General features: G+C 69.0%; 24 protein-coding genes. All 24 read right to left on the reverse strand.

From position 1 onward, the window contains the following. The 24 genes from JJJ15_RS04230 to rplC all read right to left on the reverse strand — a co-directional run bounded on the left by JJJ15_RS04230 (position 1) and on the right by rplC (position 13,783). Entirely contained in the window at positions 1-612 is a 612-nt protein-coding gene (locus JJJ15_RS04230) for an alternate-type signal peptide domain-containing protein (protein ID WP_200511547.1), read from the reverse strand. A 360-nt stretch (positions 613-972) separates the two neighbouring features. Continuing rightward, positions 973-1,866, reverse strand: a complete 894-nt coding sequence (map, locus tag JJJ15_RS04235) for a type I methionyl aminopeptidase (protein WP_106109609.1) — start codon at positions 1,864-1,866, stop codon at positions 973-975. 78 nt (positions 1,867-1,944) lie between these two features. After that, entirely contained in the window at positions 1,945-2,529 is a 585-nt protein-coding gene (locus JJJ15_RS04240) for an adenylate kinase (protein ID WP_246742148.1), read from the reverse strand. Beyond that, positions 2,526-3,818, reverse strand: coding sequence for a preprotein translocase subunit SecY (gene secY, locus JJJ15_RS04245; RefSeq protein WP_200511548.1), 1,293 nt, complete (start codon positions 3,816-3,818; stop codon positions 2,526-2,528). The genes JJJ15_RS04240 and secY overlap by 4 nt, the downstream gene beginning before the upstream one ends. A gap of 301 nt (positions 3,819-4,119) precedes the next feature. Further along, positions 4,120-4,596, reverse strand: coding sequence for a 50S ribosomal protein L15 (gene rplO / locus JJJ15_RS04250; RefSeq protein WP_200511549.1), 477 nt, complete (start codon positions 4,594-4,596; stop codon positions 4,120-4,122). A 1-nt stretch (position 4,597) separates the two neighbouring features. Continuing rightward, positions 4,598-4,792 (reverse strand): 50S ribosomal protein L30, encoded by a 195-nt coding sequence (gene rpmD, locus JJJ15_RS04255; RefSeq protein ID WP_106110721.1) that lies wholly within the window; start codon positions 4,790-4,792, stop codon positions 4,598-4,600. Beyond that, positions 4,792-5,499: a 30S ribosomal protein S5 gene (rpsE, locus tag JJJ15_RS04260; RefSeq protein ID WP_106109613.1), complete on the reverse strand. Its 708-nt coding sequence runs from the start codon at positions 5,497-5,499 to the stop codon at positions 4,792-4,794. The genes rpmD and rpsE overlap by 1 nt, the downstream gene beginning before the upstream one ends. A gap of 33 nt (positions 5,500-5,532) precedes the next feature. Beyond that, the gene (rplR, locus tag JJJ15_RS04265; RefSeq protein ID WP_106110722.1) at positions 5,533-5,922 is read right to left on the reverse strand and encodes a 50S ribosomal protein L18; all 390 of its coding nucleotides are present in this window, start codon (positions 5,920-5,922) and stop codon (positions 5,533-5,535) included. A gap of 2 nt (positions 5,923-5,924) precedes the next feature. Continuing rightward, positions 5,925-6,464, reverse strand: coding sequence for a 50S ribosomal protein L6 (rplF, locus tag JJJ15_RS04270; protein WP_106109614.1), 540 nt, complete (start codon positions 6,462-6,464; stop codon positions 5,925-5,927). A 21-nt stretch (positions 6,465-6,485) separates the two neighbouring features. Next, on the reverse strand, positions 6,486-6,884 hold the full coding sequence (gene rpsH, locus JJJ15_RS04275) for a 30S ribosomal protein S8 (RefSeq protein WP_106109615.1): 399 nt from the start codon (positions 6,882-6,884) through the stop codon (positions 6,486-6,488). A 58-nt stretch (positions 6,885-6,942) separates the two neighbouring features. After that, positions 6,943-7,128 (reverse strand): type Z 30S ribosomal protein S14, encoded by a 186-nt coding sequence (locus JJJ15_RS04280; protein ID WP_106109616.1) that lies wholly within the window; start codon positions 7,126-7,128, stop codon positions 6,943-6,945. Between the two features lies 1 nt (position 7,129). Next, positions 7,130-7,687, reverse strand: a complete 558-nt coding sequence (gene rplE / locus JJJ15_RS04285) for a 50S ribosomal protein L5 (RefSeq protein ID WP_106109617.1) — start codon at positions 7,685-7,687, stop codon at positions 7,130-7,132. Between the two features lie 2 nt (positions 7,688-7,689). After that, positions 7,690-8,100, reverse strand: coding sequence for a 50S ribosomal protein L24 (gene rplX / locus JJJ15_RS04290; RefSeq protein WP_200511550.1), 411 nt, complete (start codon positions 8,098-8,100; stop codon positions 7,690-7,692). 2 nt (positions 8,101-8,102) lie between these two features. Further along, entirely contained in the window at positions 8,103-8,471 is a 369-nt protein-coding gene (gene rplN, locus JJJ15_RS04295) for a 50S ribosomal protein L14 (RefSeq protein ID WP_006548393.1), read from the reverse strand. A 362-nt stretch (positions 8,472-8,833) separates the two neighbouring features. Beyond that, on the reverse strand, positions 8,834-9,121 hold the full coding sequence (rpsQ, locus tag JJJ15_RS04300; RefSeq protein WP_106109619.1) for a 30S ribosomal protein S17: 288 nt from the start codon (positions 9,119-9,121) through the stop codon (positions 8,834-8,836). After that, positions 9,118-9,363 carry a 50S ribosomal protein L29 gene (rpmC, locus tag JJJ15_RS04305; protein WP_003781894.1) on the reverse strand — a complete coding sequence of 82 codons (246 nt, stop codon included), beginning with the start codon at positions 9,361-9,363 and terminating at the stop codon, positions 9,118-9,120. The genes rpsQ and rpmC overlap by 4 nt, the downstream gene beginning before the upstream one ends. Continuing rightward, positions 9,363-9,782, reverse strand: coding sequence for a 50S ribosomal protein L16 (rplP, locus tag JJJ15_RS04310; protein WP_106109620.1), 420 nt, complete (start codon positions 9,780-9,782; stop codon positions 9,363-9,365). Before rplP ends, rpmC begins: the two co-directional genes overlap by 1 nt. A gap of 3 nt (positions 9,783-9,785) precedes the next feature. After that, entirely contained in the window at positions 9,786-10,592 is an 807-nt protein-coding gene (gene rpsC, locus JJJ15_RS04315) for a 30S ribosomal protein S3 (RefSeq protein WP_106109621.1), read from the reverse strand. Then, complete coding sequence (rplV, locus tag JJJ15_RS04320; RefSeq protein WP_106109622.1) at positions 10,592-10,969, reverse strand: 50S ribosomal protein L22; 378 nt, start codon at positions 10,967-10,969, stop codon at positions 10,592-10,594. Before rplV ends, rpsC begins: the two co-directional genes overlap by 1 nt. A 31-nt stretch (positions 10,970-11,000) precedes the next feature. Next, a complete protein-coding gene (gene rpsS, locus JJJ15_RS04325) occupies positions 11,001-11,279 on the reverse strand; it encodes a 30S ribosomal protein S19 (RefSeq protein WP_006548387.1) in 279 nt (92 codons plus the stop codon). A 12-nt stretch (positions 11,280-11,291) separates the two neighbouring features. Continuing rightward, entirely contained in the window at positions 11,292-12,128 is an 837-nt protein-coding gene (rplB, locus tag JJJ15_RS04330; RefSeq protein WP_106109623.1) for a 50S ribosomal protein L2, read from the reverse strand. Positions 12,129-12,148: 20 nt separating this feature from the next. Continuing rightward, positions 12,149-12,454, reverse strand: a complete 306-nt coding sequence (gene rplW / locus JJJ15_RS04335) for a 50S ribosomal protein L23 (protein WP_106109624.1) — start codon at positions 12,452-12,454, stop codon at positions 12,149-12,151. Further along, on the reverse strand, positions 12,451-13,110 hold the full coding sequence (rplD, locus tag JJJ15_RS04340) for a 50S ribosomal protein L4 (RefSeq protein WP_106109625.1): 660 nt from the start codon (positions 13,108-13,110) through the stop codon (positions 12,451-12,453). The genes rplW and rplD overlap by 4 nt, the downstream gene beginning before the upstream one ends. A gap of 4 nt (positions 13,111-13,114) precedes the next feature. Beyond that, entirely contained in the window at positions 13,115-13,783 is a 669-nt protein-coding gene (rplC, locus tag JJJ15_RS04345; RefSeq protein ID WP_106109626.1) for a 50S ribosomal protein L3, read from the reverse strand.

Below are 13,783 nucleotides of genomic sequence, written 5' to 3' on the forward strand. Positions count from 1 at the left end.
TCAGAGCGAGGGACGCATCTTCTGCTCGAGGACCACCTTGAAGGAGGGCACGTCCAGGGCCTTGCCCTGGCCCTCGGGGGCCTTCTGCCAGCCGGTGCCCTCGTGGGTGTCGTCGCCGTTGTTCTCGATAATGCCGGAGTGGGTGTTGTCCGCCCCGAAGGTGTACTGCACGAGGATCTTGACGTTGCAGGACTTGCCGTCGTCCGCGGTGGTAATGTCAGCGAGGTTGACGTTGCCGCAGTCGTAGGACGGCGTCGCGGTGACGCCCTCGGCCAGGGTGTAGCCCTCCTCCGCCACCACGCCCAGGGCGGCGTGGAGGTTCTTGCCCTGGAGGTGGAGGGTGACGGTGGTGGAGTACTCCACGACGTCACCGGGCACGATCTTGTCGGTGGCGGGGTCGAAGGGGACGGTGGCGTCGCCGTTCTCGTCGGTGGCGGCGGTGTTAATGGTCCAGGTGGGGGTACCGGTGGTGGTCAGGGACAGGGTGCCGGTGGCCACCCGGGACTCGGACAGGGTCTTCTCGTCATACCACCGAGCGAAGGTGGCGCCGGATCCGGCCAGGAGTGCGACGGCTGCACCTGTGGCGACCAGGGCACGGGTGGAACGGGACATGAGCATCCTCCTTGATGCATCGCGTAGGTTCGAGAGGGGAAGCAAGCAGTTCTGCTCACCGAGCAGAGACTACACCGAGCCTGGGACGGCGACAACCGCCGTCCTGGTCCCATAGCACCGGCTGCGTCACTCCCCCGCCGGGAGACCGGGTGGGACCTATGCGCCGCCTCGCCCGGGAGCTACCCCTCCCCCGCCCACGCACCGCCCTTAAGGGAGCCGTCTACCCGCGGGCGGGGGCGGGACGGGAGGTATCGCCAGCGAGGTTTCCGCCGCAGGACAGCCTACCCGCGGGCGGGAGGCGAGCAGCGCCCGCGCCGCCGTCTCACCGCCCCCGCGGGGGTGGTGGCGCGTCCTGGGCCCCTAGCCGGCCCGCTCGGTCAGGGGCCTGGGCGCGATCCCGAAGGGGGCCAGGCCCTCCACCCCGCCGTCGGAGGCTGTGAGCACCCACACGCCACCGGGCACGAGCGCCACCGTGTGCTCCCACTGGGCCGCCCGGGAGCCGTCCTGGGTGACCACCGTCCAGCCGTCGTCGAGCTCACGCACGGCGGGCCCGCCCGCGGTCAGCATGGGCTCCACGGCCAGCACCATGCCGGGGCGCAGGCGCGGCCCCTTACGGCGCACCGAGTAGTTCAGGACGTCGGGGGCCATGTGCATCTGGGTGCCGATGCCGTGGCCGACGTACTCCTCCAGTATGCCCAGCTCCATGTCCTCACGCTCACGGGCCGCGGCCACCACCTCCTCGACGGCGTCGCCCACGGCGTTGAGGCGCTCGCCGCGTCCGGTGGCCTGGCCCTCCATGGCGCGGGCCAGGGCGGCGACGGCGCTCCACAGGGCCTCACGGGTGGTGGTGTCCAGGACCCGGTCGGAGTCACTGGCGTAGCGCCCGCCCACCACCGTGGTGAAGGCCGCGTCCCCGTGCCAGGCGGTGCCCTCCTCGTCCAGGACGTAGGCGCCGCAGTCGAAGGTGACCAGGTCCCCCTCGGCCAGGACCCGCGGGCCCGGGATCCCGTGGACGACCTCCTCGTTGACCGAGACGCAGACGGTGGCCGGGTAGTCCTGGTAGCCCAGGAAGTTGGAGACCGCCCCCGCGCGCCGGATGGTCTCGGCGCTGACGGCGTCCAGCTCGGCGGTGGTCACGCCGGGGCGTACCGCCTCGCGCAGGGCGGCGTGGACGTCGGCCACGACCAGGCCCGCGCGCCGCATCTGGCGTACCTGGTCGGGTGTCTTGATCTGGATGTGGTCGCGGCCCAGCATGGTCTCCTCCTGGATAACGTGGTGGGTCAGGGGCAGGACGGCGACCCACCTACGCCACAGGCCTGCCGCGACCCGCTCTCAGGCCCCGACACCCCGGGAGGCCAGTGCGGTCATGAGGCGGTCGGTGACCTCCTCCAGGGTACCGATCCCGTTGACGCGCACCAGCAGGCCACGCCGCTCGTAGAGGGCGGCCAGGGGCTCGGTGGCCTCGGCGTAGACCTCCAGGCGACGGCGGATGACGGGCTCGGTGTCGTCGGCGCGCCCCTGCTCGGTGGCGCGCTTGAGGAGCCGGGCAATGACGGCCTCGGCGTCGGCGGTGATCTCCACCACGACGTCCAGGGCCCGTCCGTCGCGGGCCAGCATGGCGTCCAGCTCGTGGACCTGGGCCTCGGTCCGGGGGTAGCCGTCCAGCAGGAAGCCGTCTGAGGCGTCTGGCTGGGCCAGGCGGTCGGCGACCATGGCGTTGGTGACGGAGTCCGGGACGTACTCGCCCCTGTCCATGTAGGTCTTGGCCTGGGCGCCCAGGGGGGTGCCCCCCGAGACGTTGGCCCGGAAGATGTCCCCCGTGGAGATGGCGGGGACGGCCAGGCGCTGGCAGACGCGGGCGGCCTGGGTGCCCTTGCCGGCCCCGGGGGGGCCCAGGAGGACCATGCGTGCGCTCATGAGAGGAACCCTTCGTAGTGGCGCTGCTGAAGCTGGGAGTTGATCTCCTTGACGGTCTGGAGACCGACACCCACCATAATGAGGATAGTCGTGCCACCGAAGGGCAGGTGCTGCGACAGGCCCAGCCAGATGACCGCCAGGGTGGGCAGGAGGGCCAGGACCACCAGGTAGAGGCTGCCCGCCGTGGTGACCCGGTTAATGACGTAGGACAGGTACCGGGAGGTGGGCTCACCGGCCCGGACGCCGGGGATGAAGCCGCCGTACTTCTTCATATTGTCGCTGATCTCCGCCGCGTCGAAGGTGATCGCCGTGTAGAAGAAGGTGAAGAACAGGATGAGGACGCCGTAGGCCGCCAGGTAGATGGGCTGGGTCTGCTGGAGGTTGGTCTGGATCCACTGCACCCACCCGCTGCTCCGGTCGCCGAACTGGGCCACGAGCTGGGGCACGGAGAGGATCGAGGAGGCGAAGATGACGGGGATGACGCCGGCGGTGTTGATCTTAATGGGGATGTAGGTGGTGGACCCCCCGTACTGGCGCCGCCCGATCATGCGCTTGGCGTACTGCACGGGGATGCGGCGGGTGGCCTGCTCCACGAAGACCACGGCCAGGGTGGCCAGGAGGACCACGGTGATAATGGCCAGGAACTTGCCCGTGCCCCCGTTGCCCCCGATGACGGAGGCCATGTTCTGGGGGAAGCGCGCCACGATGGAGGTGAAGATGAGCAGGGACATGCCGTTGCCGATGCCCTTCTCGGTAATGAGCTCGCCGAGCCACATAATCAGGCCGGTGCCCGCCGTCATGGTCACGATCATGAGGGCCAGGTTGACCGGCGAGGAGTTGGGGATGACCTTCGCCGTGCACCCGGGGAAGAGCTGGCCGTTGGCGGCGGTGGCCACGATGGTGGCGGACTGCAGGACGCCCAGGCCAATGGTCAGGTAGCGCGTGTACTCCGTGAGCTTGGCGGTACCGGACTGGCCCTCCTTGTGCAGCTCCTCAAAACGGGGGATGACCACGCGCAGCAGCTGGATAATAATGGAGGCGGTAATGTATGGCATAATGCCGAGCGCGAAGACGCTCAGCTGGAGCAGGGCCCCTCCGGAGAATATATTGACCAGGCCCAGCAGGCCCGCGTCCTGGCTCTGACCAATGCATTGCTGCACATTGGTCAGGTTGACGCCCGGCGTCGGCAGGACCGACCCGAGCCGAAACAGGGCCATAATGCCGAGGGTGAAGAGGAGCTTGGTCCGCAGGTCCGGTGTCCTGAAGGCCTGAGCGAAGGCGCGAAGCACTCGTCCCTCCCAGGAAGTCGCGTGTGGGTGGAGCGACCCCGGGTACGGCGTCGCGTGGTGGCACCGGTGGTGGCACCACAGGCCACCCTACCGCGTGCCGGGCCCGACCCTGAACCCCGGGGCCTGCGCGCCCGCCGCGGCCCTGGCCACGCCTGCCGCGGCCGCGCCCGCGGATGCGAGCCCGCGCACGCCCACCTGACCACACCCGCCGCGGCCGCGCACCTGAGGTGTGGGTGCGCCCCTACGCAGCGGTCCCCGGCCAGCAGTGCTGGCCGGGGACCGGGGAAGCAGGCAGGAGCGCTCAGCGGGCGGTGAGCGTGCCCCCGGCGGCCTCGACCTTCTCCTTGGCGGAGGCGGACCAGGCGTCGGCGGTAATGGTCAGGGCCACGGTGACGTCGCCACCGCCGAGGACCTTGACCGGCTGGTTCCTGCGCACGGCGCCCGCGGCGACGAGGTCCTCCACGGTGACCGTGCCACCGGCGGGGAACAGCTCGGCGATACGGCCGACGTTCACGGGCTGGTACTCCACCCGATTGGGGTTCTTAAAGCCCTTGAGCTTGGGCAGACGCATGTGCAGCGGCATCTGACCGCCCTCGAACCCGGGGCGGACCTGGTAGCGGGCCTTGGTGCCCTTGGTGCCGCGGCCAGCGGTCTTACCCTTGGAGCCCTCGCCACGGCCCACACGGGTCTTGGCCTTCTTGGAGCCGGGAGCGGGACGCAGGTCGTGCAGCTTAATGACCTGCCCCTTCTCCTCCTGCGTGTTGCTGGTGTCAGCCATCTCAGACCTCCTCAACGGTGACCAGGTGGTGCACCGTGGCAATCAGGCCGCGCACGCTGGGGGTGTCCTCGCGCACGACGGACTGGCGGATCTTACGCAGGCCCAGGGTCTTGAGGGAGGCACGCTGCCGGTGGGTACCACCGATGCCGGAGCGGACCTGGGTCACCTTGAGCTGCTTGGTCGTGGTGGTAGCCATCACGCACCAACTCCTTCAGCGGCCTTCTCGGCCTCCTTCTTCTCGGCCTCGGCCCGCTTCTCGGCCTCCCCCTCGGCACGGGCCCGCAGCATGGACTGCGGGGCGACGTCCTCCAGGGGCAGGCCGCGGCGGGCGGCGACGGCCTCGGGCTGCTCCAGCCTCTTGAGCGCGTCCACCGTGGCGTGCACGATATTGATCGCGTTGGAGGAGCCCAGCGACTTGGACAGGATGTCGTGGACGCCGGCGCAGTCCAGCACCGCGCGCACCGGGCCCCCGGCGATGACGCCGGTACCGGGGGACGCGGGGCGCAGGAAGACGATCCCGGCGGAGTCCTCACCCTGGGTGATGTGCGGGATGGTGCGGCGGATCATGGGGACGTGGAAGAAGTTCTTCTTCGCGATCTCCACGGCCTTGGCAATGGCGGAGGGGACCTCCTTGGCCTTGCCGTAGCCCACGCCGACGGTGCCCTCGCCGTCACCCACGACGACCAGTGCCGTGAAGGTGAAGCGGCGGCCGCCCTTGACGACCTTGGACACGCGGTTAATGGCGACGACGCGCTCAATGTACTTGTCGTCGGTGCCGCGGCCGGAACGGTCACGGCGGTCGTTGTTGCGGTCACGGCGCCCGCGGCCCTCGCCGCGACGCTCGTCGGTGCTGCGGGCCGAGCCGTCGGACGACGCGGACCTGTCTCGCTGCGGTGCAGCCATCAGATGCTCCTTAGTTCTCTCGTCGTCCGGCGCTCACAGTACCAGGCCGCCCTCGCGGGCGCCCTCCGCGACGGCCGCCACACGACCGTGGTACTTGAATCCGCCCCGGTCGAAGACGACCGTCTCGATGCCCAGGGCCCTGGCGCGCTCGGCCACGAGCTCGCCGACCCTGTGGGCGGCACCGACCTTGTGGCCCTCCACGTCCGCGTCCCTGACGGCCTTCTCCAGGGTGGAGGCGGAGCACAGGGTGTGGCCGATGGTGTCGTCCACGACCTGGGCCACCATGTGGCGGTTGGACCGGGTGACCACCAGGCGCGGGCGCTCGGGGGTGCCGTTGACGTGCTTGCGCACGCGCTGGTGGCGGATCTTGCGGGCCGTCACCTTCCTGGCGGCGCCCTTGCCCCTCTTGATCGCGTAAGCCATGGTCACTTACCAGCCTTTCCGACCTTGCGGCGCACGTTCTCGCCGGCGTAGCGCACGCCCTTGCCCTTGTAGGGCTCCGGCGGACGGATCTTGCGGATGTTCGCGGCCACCTCGCCGACCTGCTCCTTGGAGATGCCGGAGACGGCGATCTTGAGGTTGCCGTCGACCTTGAGGGTGATGCCCTCGGGCGCCTCGACGACCACGGTGTGCGAGAAGCCCAGGAACAGCTCGATGGCGGTCCCCTTCTGGGCGGCGCGGTAGCCGGTGCCGACGATCTCAAGGTTCTTGGTGTAGCCCTCGGTGACGCCCACGACCATATTGTGGATGAGGGTACGCGACAGGCCGTGCAGGGAGCGCGAGAGGCGCTCGTCGTTAGGGCGGGTCACCAGGACGGAGCCGTCCTCCTGGCGGGTCACGCTCAGGGGCGCGGCGATGGTGCGGGTCAGGGTGCCCTTGGGGCCCTTGACCGTCACCTCCCGGCCGTTGATGGTGACGTCCACGCCGGCGGGGACCGGAACGGGAAGTCGTCCGATACGAGACATTGTTCTCCTCCGTTCCTTCTCTTACCAGACGTAGGCGAGGACTTCGCCGCCCACGCCCCGGGACTCGGCCTGCCGGTCGGTCAGGAGGCCGGAGGAGGTGGACAGGATGGCCACCCCCAGGCCGCCGAGGACCTTGGGCAGGTTGGTGGACTTGGCGTAGACGCGCAGTCCGGGCTTGGAGACGCGCTTGAGGCCCTGGATGGCGCGCTGGCGGTTGGCGCCGTACTTCAGGGTCAGGGTGAGCGTCTTGCCCACCGCGGCGTCGGCGACCTCGTAGGAGGCGATGTAGCCCTCGGCCTTGAGCATCGCGGCAATGTTCACCTTGAGCTTGCTCGACGGCATGGAGACGGAGTCGTGGTGGGCGTTGTTGGCGTTGCGCAGACGGGTCAGCATGTCTGCGATCGGGTCTGTCATAGTCATAAGTGGGCCTCGGCCCTTCCTCGTCGCGGTTTCCTCACCGGACCTGCGACGTAAGTTCTTACCAGCTGGACTTGGTCAGGCCGGGGAGCTCGCCGCGAAGCGCCATCTCCCGCAGGCAGATACGGCACAGGCCGAACTTGCGGTACACCGAGTGGGGGCGTCCGCAGCGCTGGCAGCGCGTGTAGGCGCGGACACCGAACTTGGGCTTCCGGTTGGCCTTCTCGATCAGGGCGGTCTTCGCCATGTCACTTCTCCTTGAAGGGGAAGCCGAGCTGCTTGAGCAGCGAGCGGGCCTCCTCGTCGGTCTTGGCCGTGGTCACCACGGTAATGTCCATACCGCGTACGCGGTCGATCTTGTCCTGGTCGATCTCGTGGAACACCGCCTGCTCCGTCAGACCGAAGGTGTAGTTGCCGTTGCCGTCGAACTGCCTGGGGCTCAAGCCCCGGAAGTCGCGGATACGGGGCAGGGCGATGGAGATGAGGCGGTCGAGGAACTCCCACATGCGGTCCCCGCGCAGGGTGGCGTGGGCCCCGATGGGCATGCCCTCACGCAGCTTGAACTGCGCGATGGACTTGCGGGCCCGGGTGACCTGGGGCCTCTGCCCCGTGATGGCGGCCAGGTCGCGCACGGCGCCCTCGATCATCTTGGAGTCGTGGGCGGCCTCGCCCACACCCATGTTGACGACGACCTTGACAATGCGCCCGACCTCCATCACGTTGCCGTGCTGGAACTCCTTGAGCAGGGCGGGGCGCACCTCCTGGACGTACCTGGTCTTCAGGCGGGGGGTGATCTTCTCGGTCATGGTCACAGGTCCTCCCCGGACTTCTTGGCGTAACGCACCCGGACGGTACGCTTGCGGCCGTTGGAGCGCACACCCGGCTCGACCCGGAAGCCCACGCGGGTGGTCTTCTTGGTCTTGGGGTCGACCAGGGCCACCTTGCACAGGGGGATGGGGACCTCGACGGTCTCAATGCCGCCGGACTGCCCCTGCGCGTTCTGGCGGACGTGACGGGTCCTGAGGTTGACGCCCTCGACGAGGACCTTGTCCTCGGCGGGGAAGACGCGCAGGACGCGGCCCCGCTTGCCCTTGTCGCCGGGCTGGAGGGGGTCGAGGCCCTCGTCGGCGCGGCGGGCGTTGCGCTCGGCCAGCTTCTTGGGGTCCGAGGTGCGTCCGCGCACGACCTCGACCAGGTCGCCCTTCTTAATGCGTGCCATGTTCAGATCACCTCTGGGGCGAGCGAGACGATGCGCATGAACTTCTTCTCACGAAGCTCACGGCCGACGGGACCGAAGATGCGCGTGCCGCGCGGGTCGCCGTCGTTCTTGAGGATGACGGCGGCGTTCTCGTCAAAGCGGATGTACGAGCCGTCCGGGCGCCGACGCTCCTTGCGGGTGCGCACGACGACCGCCTTGACGACGTCGCCCTTCTTGACGTTGCCACCGGGGATGGCGTCCTTCACGGTAGCGACGATCGTGTCGCCGATACCCGCATAGCGCCGACCCGAGCCGCCGAGCACACGGATGCACAGGATCTCCTTGGCACCGGTGTTGTCGGCGACCTTCAGTCGCGACTCCTGCTGGATCATTGAGTGTTCTCCTGTCGTCGAGCCGGTTCTCGGCGTCCCGGGGGTCGCAGAGCCTAGCCGAACGTTCCTGATAGGTAATGCGCACTTCTCTGCCCGCCAGGGGGCGAGTGGAGTCCCGGTACCTCGCCAGACACAGGCACCCGTGGCACGAGGTCTCTGGCGGGCGCACCCGGGGCGCACGCAACTCCGTAAGCCTAGTGCACGCCGTGACGCGGCAAAACCTCAGGACGAAGTCCGCCCTTGTGCCTTTGCTCACCGACGCAAGACACGACGACGCCGCAGCCACCGGAAGTGGCTGCGGCGTCGTGCGTGACTGGGCCCGGGCCCCGGGCAGGGGCTTAAGTGGTGGCCTCAGCGGTGGGTCACTTGGCCTTCTCCACGATCCGGGTCAGGCGCCAGCGCTTGGTGGCGCTGAGTGGACGGGTCTCCATGATCTCGACGAGGTCGCCCACGTGGGCGGTGTTGTTCTCGTCGTGCACCTTGTACTTCTTGGTGCGGCGCAGGACCTTGCCGTACAGGGAGTGCTTGTAGCGCTCCTCGACCAGGACGACGACGGTCTTGTCCATCTTGTCGGAGACGACGTAGCCGCGGCGGACCTTGCGCTGGTTTCGCTCGGTGGCCTGGGCCGTGGTGGGGGTCTGCTCGCTCACTTGGACTCCTCCGTGCTCGGTGCGGTGCGGATGCCGAGCTCACGCTCGCGCACGATGGTGTAGATGCGGGCAATGTCGCGGCGCACGGCCTTGAGCCGTCCGTGGTCCTCGAGCTGGCCGGTCGCCGAGGCGAACCGCAGGTTGAACAGCTCGGCCTTGGCCTTGGAGAGCTCCTCGGCGAGGCGCTCGTTGTCCATGCCGTCGAGGTCGGTGGGGGTCAGCCCCTTGGAACCGATAGCCATCAGACGTCACCACCCTCACGAGTCACGAAACGGGTCTTCATGGGAAGCTTGTGCTGCGCGCGGCGCATGGCCTCACGGGCGAGGGCCTCGTCGACACCGCCGAGCTCGAACAGGATGCGCCCGGGCTTGACGTTGGCGACCCACCACTCGGGGGCGCCCTTACCGGAGCCCATACGGGTCTCAGCCGGCTTCTTGGTCAGGGGACGGTCCGGGAAGATATTGATCCACACCTTGCCGCCGCGCTTAATGTGGCGGGTCATGGCGATACGGGCCGCCTCGATCTGGCGGTTGGTGACGTAGGCGGGCTCCAGGGCCTGGATGCCGTACTCACCGAAGGCGATGCTGTTACCGCCCTTGGACAGGCCCGAGCGGTGCGGGCGGTGCTGCTTACGGAACTTGGTCCGACGGGGGATGAGCACGGCTCAGGCCTCCGTTCCCTGCTCAGCGGCAGCGTTCTCGGCGACCGGCGCCTGCTCGGTCTGCTGCTCGGTACTCTGACGCGCGCCACGCTCACCGCGACGGCCGCCGCGACGGTCGGACCGACCGCCCCGACGCTGACCGGCCTCGGCCTGCTGGCGGGCGAACTCACGCTCGGTGAGGTCGCCCTTGTAGATCCACACCTTGACGCCGAGACGCCCGAAGGTGGTCTTGGCCTCGTAGAAGCCGAAGTCGATGTTCGCACGCAGGGTGTGCAGCGGCACGCGCCCCTCGCGGTAGAACTCGCTGCGGCTCATCTCGGCCCCGCCCAGACGGCCCGAGCACTGCACCCGGATGCCCTTGGCGCCGGCGCGCATGGCCGACTGCATGCCCTTGCGCATGGCCCGGCGGAAGGACACGCGGCTGGCGAGCTGCTCGGCAATGCCCTGGGCCACCAGCTGGGCGTCCAGGTCGGGGTTACGCACCTCGAGGATATTGAGCTGGACCTGCTTGCCGGTCAGCTTCTCCAGCGAGGCGCGCAGGCGCTCGGCCTCGGCGCCGCGCCGGCCGATGACGATACCGGGGCGGGCGGTGTGCAGGTCCACGCGCACCCGGTCGCGGGTGCGCTCAATGTCGACCTTGGAGATGCCGGCGCGCTCCATGCCGTCGCCCATGAGACGGCGGATCTTGACGTCCTCGGCCACGAAGTCGCGGTAGCGCTGGCCGGGCTTGGTGGAGTCGGCGAACCAGCGCGAGCGGTGGTCCGTCGTAATGCCCAGGCGGAACCCGGTCGGGTTGACCTTCTGCCCCATTACCGGGCTCCTTCCTTCTTGGCGGAGTCGGCCTTCTCGCCGACGACGATCGTAATGTGGCTGGTGCGCTTGAGGATCCGGCTGGCGCGCCCCTGGGCGCGGGGCCGGAACCGCTTGAGGGTGGGGCCCTCGTCGGCGTACGCCTCGACAATGAACAGGTCGTGCTCGTCGAACTGCTCCCCGTCCCGCTCCGCCTTGAACCTGGCGTTGGCGATGGCGGACTCAATGACCTTGCGCACCGGCACCGCAGCGGCCTGCGGGGCGAACCGGAGCACGTTGACGGCCTCCAGGGCGCGCTTGCCGCGGACCACGTCCACGATTCGGCGGGCCTTCATGGGCGTGGTGCGCACGTACTTGGCCTGCGCCTTAGCTTCCATAGTTCCTAAGCCTCTCTACTTCCGGCGCTCGTCAGCGGCGCGACTTGCGGTCGTCCTTGACGTGCCCGCGGAAGGTGCGGGTCGGAGCGAACTCGCCGAGCTTGTGGCCCACCATGGACTCGGTGACGAAGACCGGGACGTGCTTGCGGCCGTCGTGGACGGCGAAGGTGTGTCCGAGGAAGTCCGGGGTGATGACCGAACGGCGGGACCAGGTCTTGATGACGTTCTTGGTGCCCTTCTCGTTCTGGGCGTCCACCTTCTTCATGAGGTGGTCGTCGACGAAGGGACCCTTCTTCAGGCTGCGCGGCATATCAGGCTCCTATCAGCGCTTCTTGCCGGTCCGACGACGACGCACGATGAGGCGGTCGCTGGACTTGTTGGGACGACGGGTACGGCCCTCGGGCTTGCCCCACGGGGACACGGGGTGACGGCCGCCGGAGGTCTTGCCCTCACCACCGCCGTGGGGGTGGTCCACCGGGTTCATGACCACGCCGCGGACGGTCGGGCGCACGCCCTTCCACCGCATGCGGCCGGCCTTGCCCCAGTTGATGTTGGACTGCTCGGCGTTGCCGACCTCACCGACGGTGGCGCGGCAGGCGGCCTCCACGTTGCGGATCTCCCCGGAGGGCATGCGCAGCTGCGCGTACTTGCCCTCCTTGGCGACCAGCTGGACGGAGGTGCCGGCGCTCCGGGCGATCTTGGCCCCGCCCCCGGGACGCAGCTCCACGGCGTGGACCACGGTGCCGGTGGGGATGTTGCGCAGGGGCAGGTTGTTGCCGGGCTTGATGTCGGCGCTGGGACCGGCCTCGACGATGTCACCCTGGGCAAGGTTGTTGGGGGCGATAATGTAGCGCTTCTCGCCGTCCGCGTAGTGCAGGAGGGCGATGCGGGCGGTACGGTTGGGGTCGTACTCGATGTGGGCGACCCGCGCGGGCACGCCGTCCTTGTCCGCGCGACGGAAGTCGATGAGACGGTAGGCGCGCTTGTGGCCGCCGCCCTTGTGACGGGTGGTGATGCGGCCCGAGGAGTTGCGCCCACCGGTCTTGTGCAGGGGGCGGACCAGAGACTTCTCCGGCTTGGAGCGCGTGATCTCCACGAAGTCGGCTACGGAGGCGCCGCGTCGGCCCGGTGTCGTGGGCTTGTACTTACGGATTCCCATGTCAGTGTCCTACCTTCCGGTCACTGGGCCACGTTGCCGAAGATGTCGATGGTCCCCTCGCGCAGCGTGACGATCGCGCGCTTGGTGTCCTTGGACTTCCCGATGCCCGTGCGGGTGCGGCGCGTCTTGCCCTTGCGGTTCTGGGTGTTCACCGAGGCGACCTTGACCCCGAAGATGGCCTCGACGGCCTGCTTGATCTCGGTCTTGTTGGAGCCCGGAGCCACGATGAACGTGTACTGGCCGCGGTCCATGCAGGCGTAGGACTTCTCGGAGACCACCGGGGCGATAATGACGTCGCGGGGGTTCTTGGACTTCTCAAGGCTCACTTGGACTCCTCCTTGCCCCTGCCCAGGAAGTCCTCCAGGGCGCTGGCGGTGAAGACGACGTCGTCGGACTTCAGGACGTCGTAGGTGTTGAGCTGGTTGGCGCTGAGCAGGTGCACCTCGGGGACGTTGCGCAGGCTGAGCCGGGTCAGGTCGTCCTCGTGGGAGACCACGACCAGGGCCCTCTTGCGGCTCGTGAGGTGGCGCAGCGCGGCCAGCGCGGACTTGGTGGAGGGCACCTGGGAGGTGACGAACTCGGTAATGACGTGGACGCGGGCGTTGCGGGCGCGGTCGGACAGGGCGCAGCGCAGCGCGGCGGCCTTCATCTTCTTGGGGGTCCGCTGGGAGTAGTCGCGCGGCTGGGGGCCGTGGACCGTGCCGCCGCCCACGAACTGGGGGGCGCGGGTGGAGCCCTGGCGGGCGCGGCCGGTGCCCTTCTGGCGGTAGGGCTTGCGGCCGCCGCCGCGGACCATGCCGCGGGTCTTGGTGGCGTGGGTGCCCTGGCGGGCCGCGGCCAGCTGGGCCACGACGACCTGGTGCATGAGGGGGATGTTGGGCTCGACGTCGAAGATCTCGGCGGGCAGCTCGACCGTGCCGGTCTTGGCGCCCGTGGGGTCCACGACGTCGATCGTCAGCGCCGAGGTGGTGGTCTCGGTCATGGTGTCAGGCTCCCTTCACCGCGGTACGGACGACGACGACCGCGCCCTTGGGGCCCGGGACGGCGCCGTTCACGAGGAGAACGCCCTTGTCGGCGTCGACGCCGCGGACCTTGAGGTTCTGGACCGTCGTGGTGGCGTGGCCCATGCGGCCAGCCATACGCAGTCCCTTGAAGATGCGGCCGGGGGTGGCGCAGGCGCCGACCGACCCGGGCTTACGGTGGTTACGGTGCGCACCGTGGGAGGCCGAGACACCCTTGAAGCCGTGACGCTTCATGACGCCGGCGAACCCCTTGCCCTTGGAGGTACCGGTGACGTCGACCATCTGGCCGACCTCGAAGATCCCGGCGTCCAGCTCCTGGCCGAGGACGAGCCCACCGGTCAGGGGGGTGCGGATCTCGGCGACGTGGCGGCGGGGGGCCACCCCGGCCTTGGCGAAGTGGCCGGCCATGGGCTTGGTCACCTTGCGCTCGTCGATCTGCCCGAAGGCCAGCTGGACGGCCTCGTAGCCGTCGTTCTCAACGGTCCGGATCTGGGTGACGACGTTGGTGTCCACGCGCACCACGGTGACGGGGCGCAGGACGCCGTCCTCGTCCCAGATCTGCGTCATGCCGAGCTTGGTGCCGAGCAGCGCCCTGACGGGCGCGCCGGCAGCCGGCTGGTTAAGCGTAGTCAT

This window comes from Actinomyces sp. HMT897 (assembly GCF_016626125.1).
In the GTDB taxonomy this organism is placed as follows: Bacteria; Actinomycetota; Actinomycetes; order Actinomycetales; family Actinomycetaceae; genus Actinomyces.

Coding starts and splice junctions, on each gene's coding strand:
- rpmC (WP_003781894.1), bottom strand. CDS start 9,363: ATGGCTATCGGTTCCAAGGGGCTGACCCCCACCGACCTCGACGGCATG.
- rplN (WP_006548393.1), bottom strand. CDS start 8,471: ATGATCCAGCAGGAGTCGCGACTGAAGGTCGCCGACAACACCGGTGCC.
- JJJ15_RS04230 (WP_200511547.1), bottom strand. CDS start 612: ATGTCCCGTTCCACCCGTGCCCTGGTCGCCACAGGTGCAGCCGTCGCA.
- JJJ15_RS04240 (WP_246742148.1), bottom strand. CDS start 2,529: ATGAGCGCACGCATGGTCCTCCTGGGCCCCCCCGGGGCCGGCAAGGGC.
- rplO (WP_200511549.1), bottom strand. CDS start 4,596: ATGGCTGACACCAGCAACACGCAGGAGGAGAAGGGGCAGGTCATTAAG.
- rpsC (WP_106109621.1), bottom strand. CDS start 10,592: ATGGGGCAGAAGGTCAACCCGACCGGGTTCCGCCTGGGCATTACGACG.
- map (WP_106109609.1), bottom strand. CDS start 1,866: ATGCTGGGCCGCGACCACATCCAGATCAAGACACCCGACCAGGTACGC.
- rplV (WP_106109622.1), bottom strand. CDS start 10,969: ATGGAAGCTAAGGCGCAGGCCAAGTACGTGCGCACCACGCCCATGAAG.
- JJJ15_RS04280 (WP_106109616.1), bottom strand. CDS start 7,128: ATGGCGAAGACCGCCCTGATCGAGAAGGCCAACCGGAAGCCCAAGTTC.
- rpsE (WP_106109613.1), bottom strand. CDS start 5,499: ATGGCTGCACCGCAGCGAGACAGGTCCGCGTCGTCCGACGGCTCGGCC.
- rpsH (WP_106109615.1), bottom strand. CDS start 6,884: ATGACTATGACAGACCCGATCGCAGACATGCTGACCCGTCTGCGCAAC.
- rplF (WP_106109614.1), bottom strand. CDS start 6,464: ATGTCTCGTATCGGACGACTTCCCGTTCCGGTCCCCGCCGGCGTGGAC.
- rpmD (WP_106110721.1), bottom strand. CDS start 4,792: ATGGCTACCACCACGACCAAGCAGCTCAAGGTGACCCAGGTCCGCTCC.
- rplC (WP_106109626.1), bottom strand. CDS start 13,783: ATGACTACGCTTAACCAGCCGGCTGCCGGCGCGCCCGTCAGGGCGCTG.
- rplE (WP_106109617.1), bottom strand. CDS start 7,687: ATGACCGAGAAGATCACCCCCCGCCTGAAGACCAGGTACGTCCAGGAG.
- rplR (WP_106110722.1), bottom strand. CDS start 5,922: ATGGCTTACGCGATCAAGAGGGGCAAGGGCGCCGCCAGGAAGGTGACG.
- rplB (WP_106109623.1), bottom strand. CDS start 12,128: ATGGGAATCCGTAAGTACAAGCCCACGACACCGGGCCGACGCGGCGCC.
- rpsS (WP_006548387.1), bottom strand. CDS start 11,279: ATGCCGCGCAGCCTGAAGAAGGGTCCCTTCGTCGACGACCACCTCATG.
- rplD (WP_106109625.1), bottom strand. CDS start 13,110: ATGACCGAGACCACCACCTCGGCGCTGACGATCGACGTCGTGGACCCC.
- rplX (WP_200511550.1), bottom strand. CDS start 8,100: ATGGCACGCATTAAGAAGGGCGACCTGGTCGAGGTCGTGCGCGGACGC.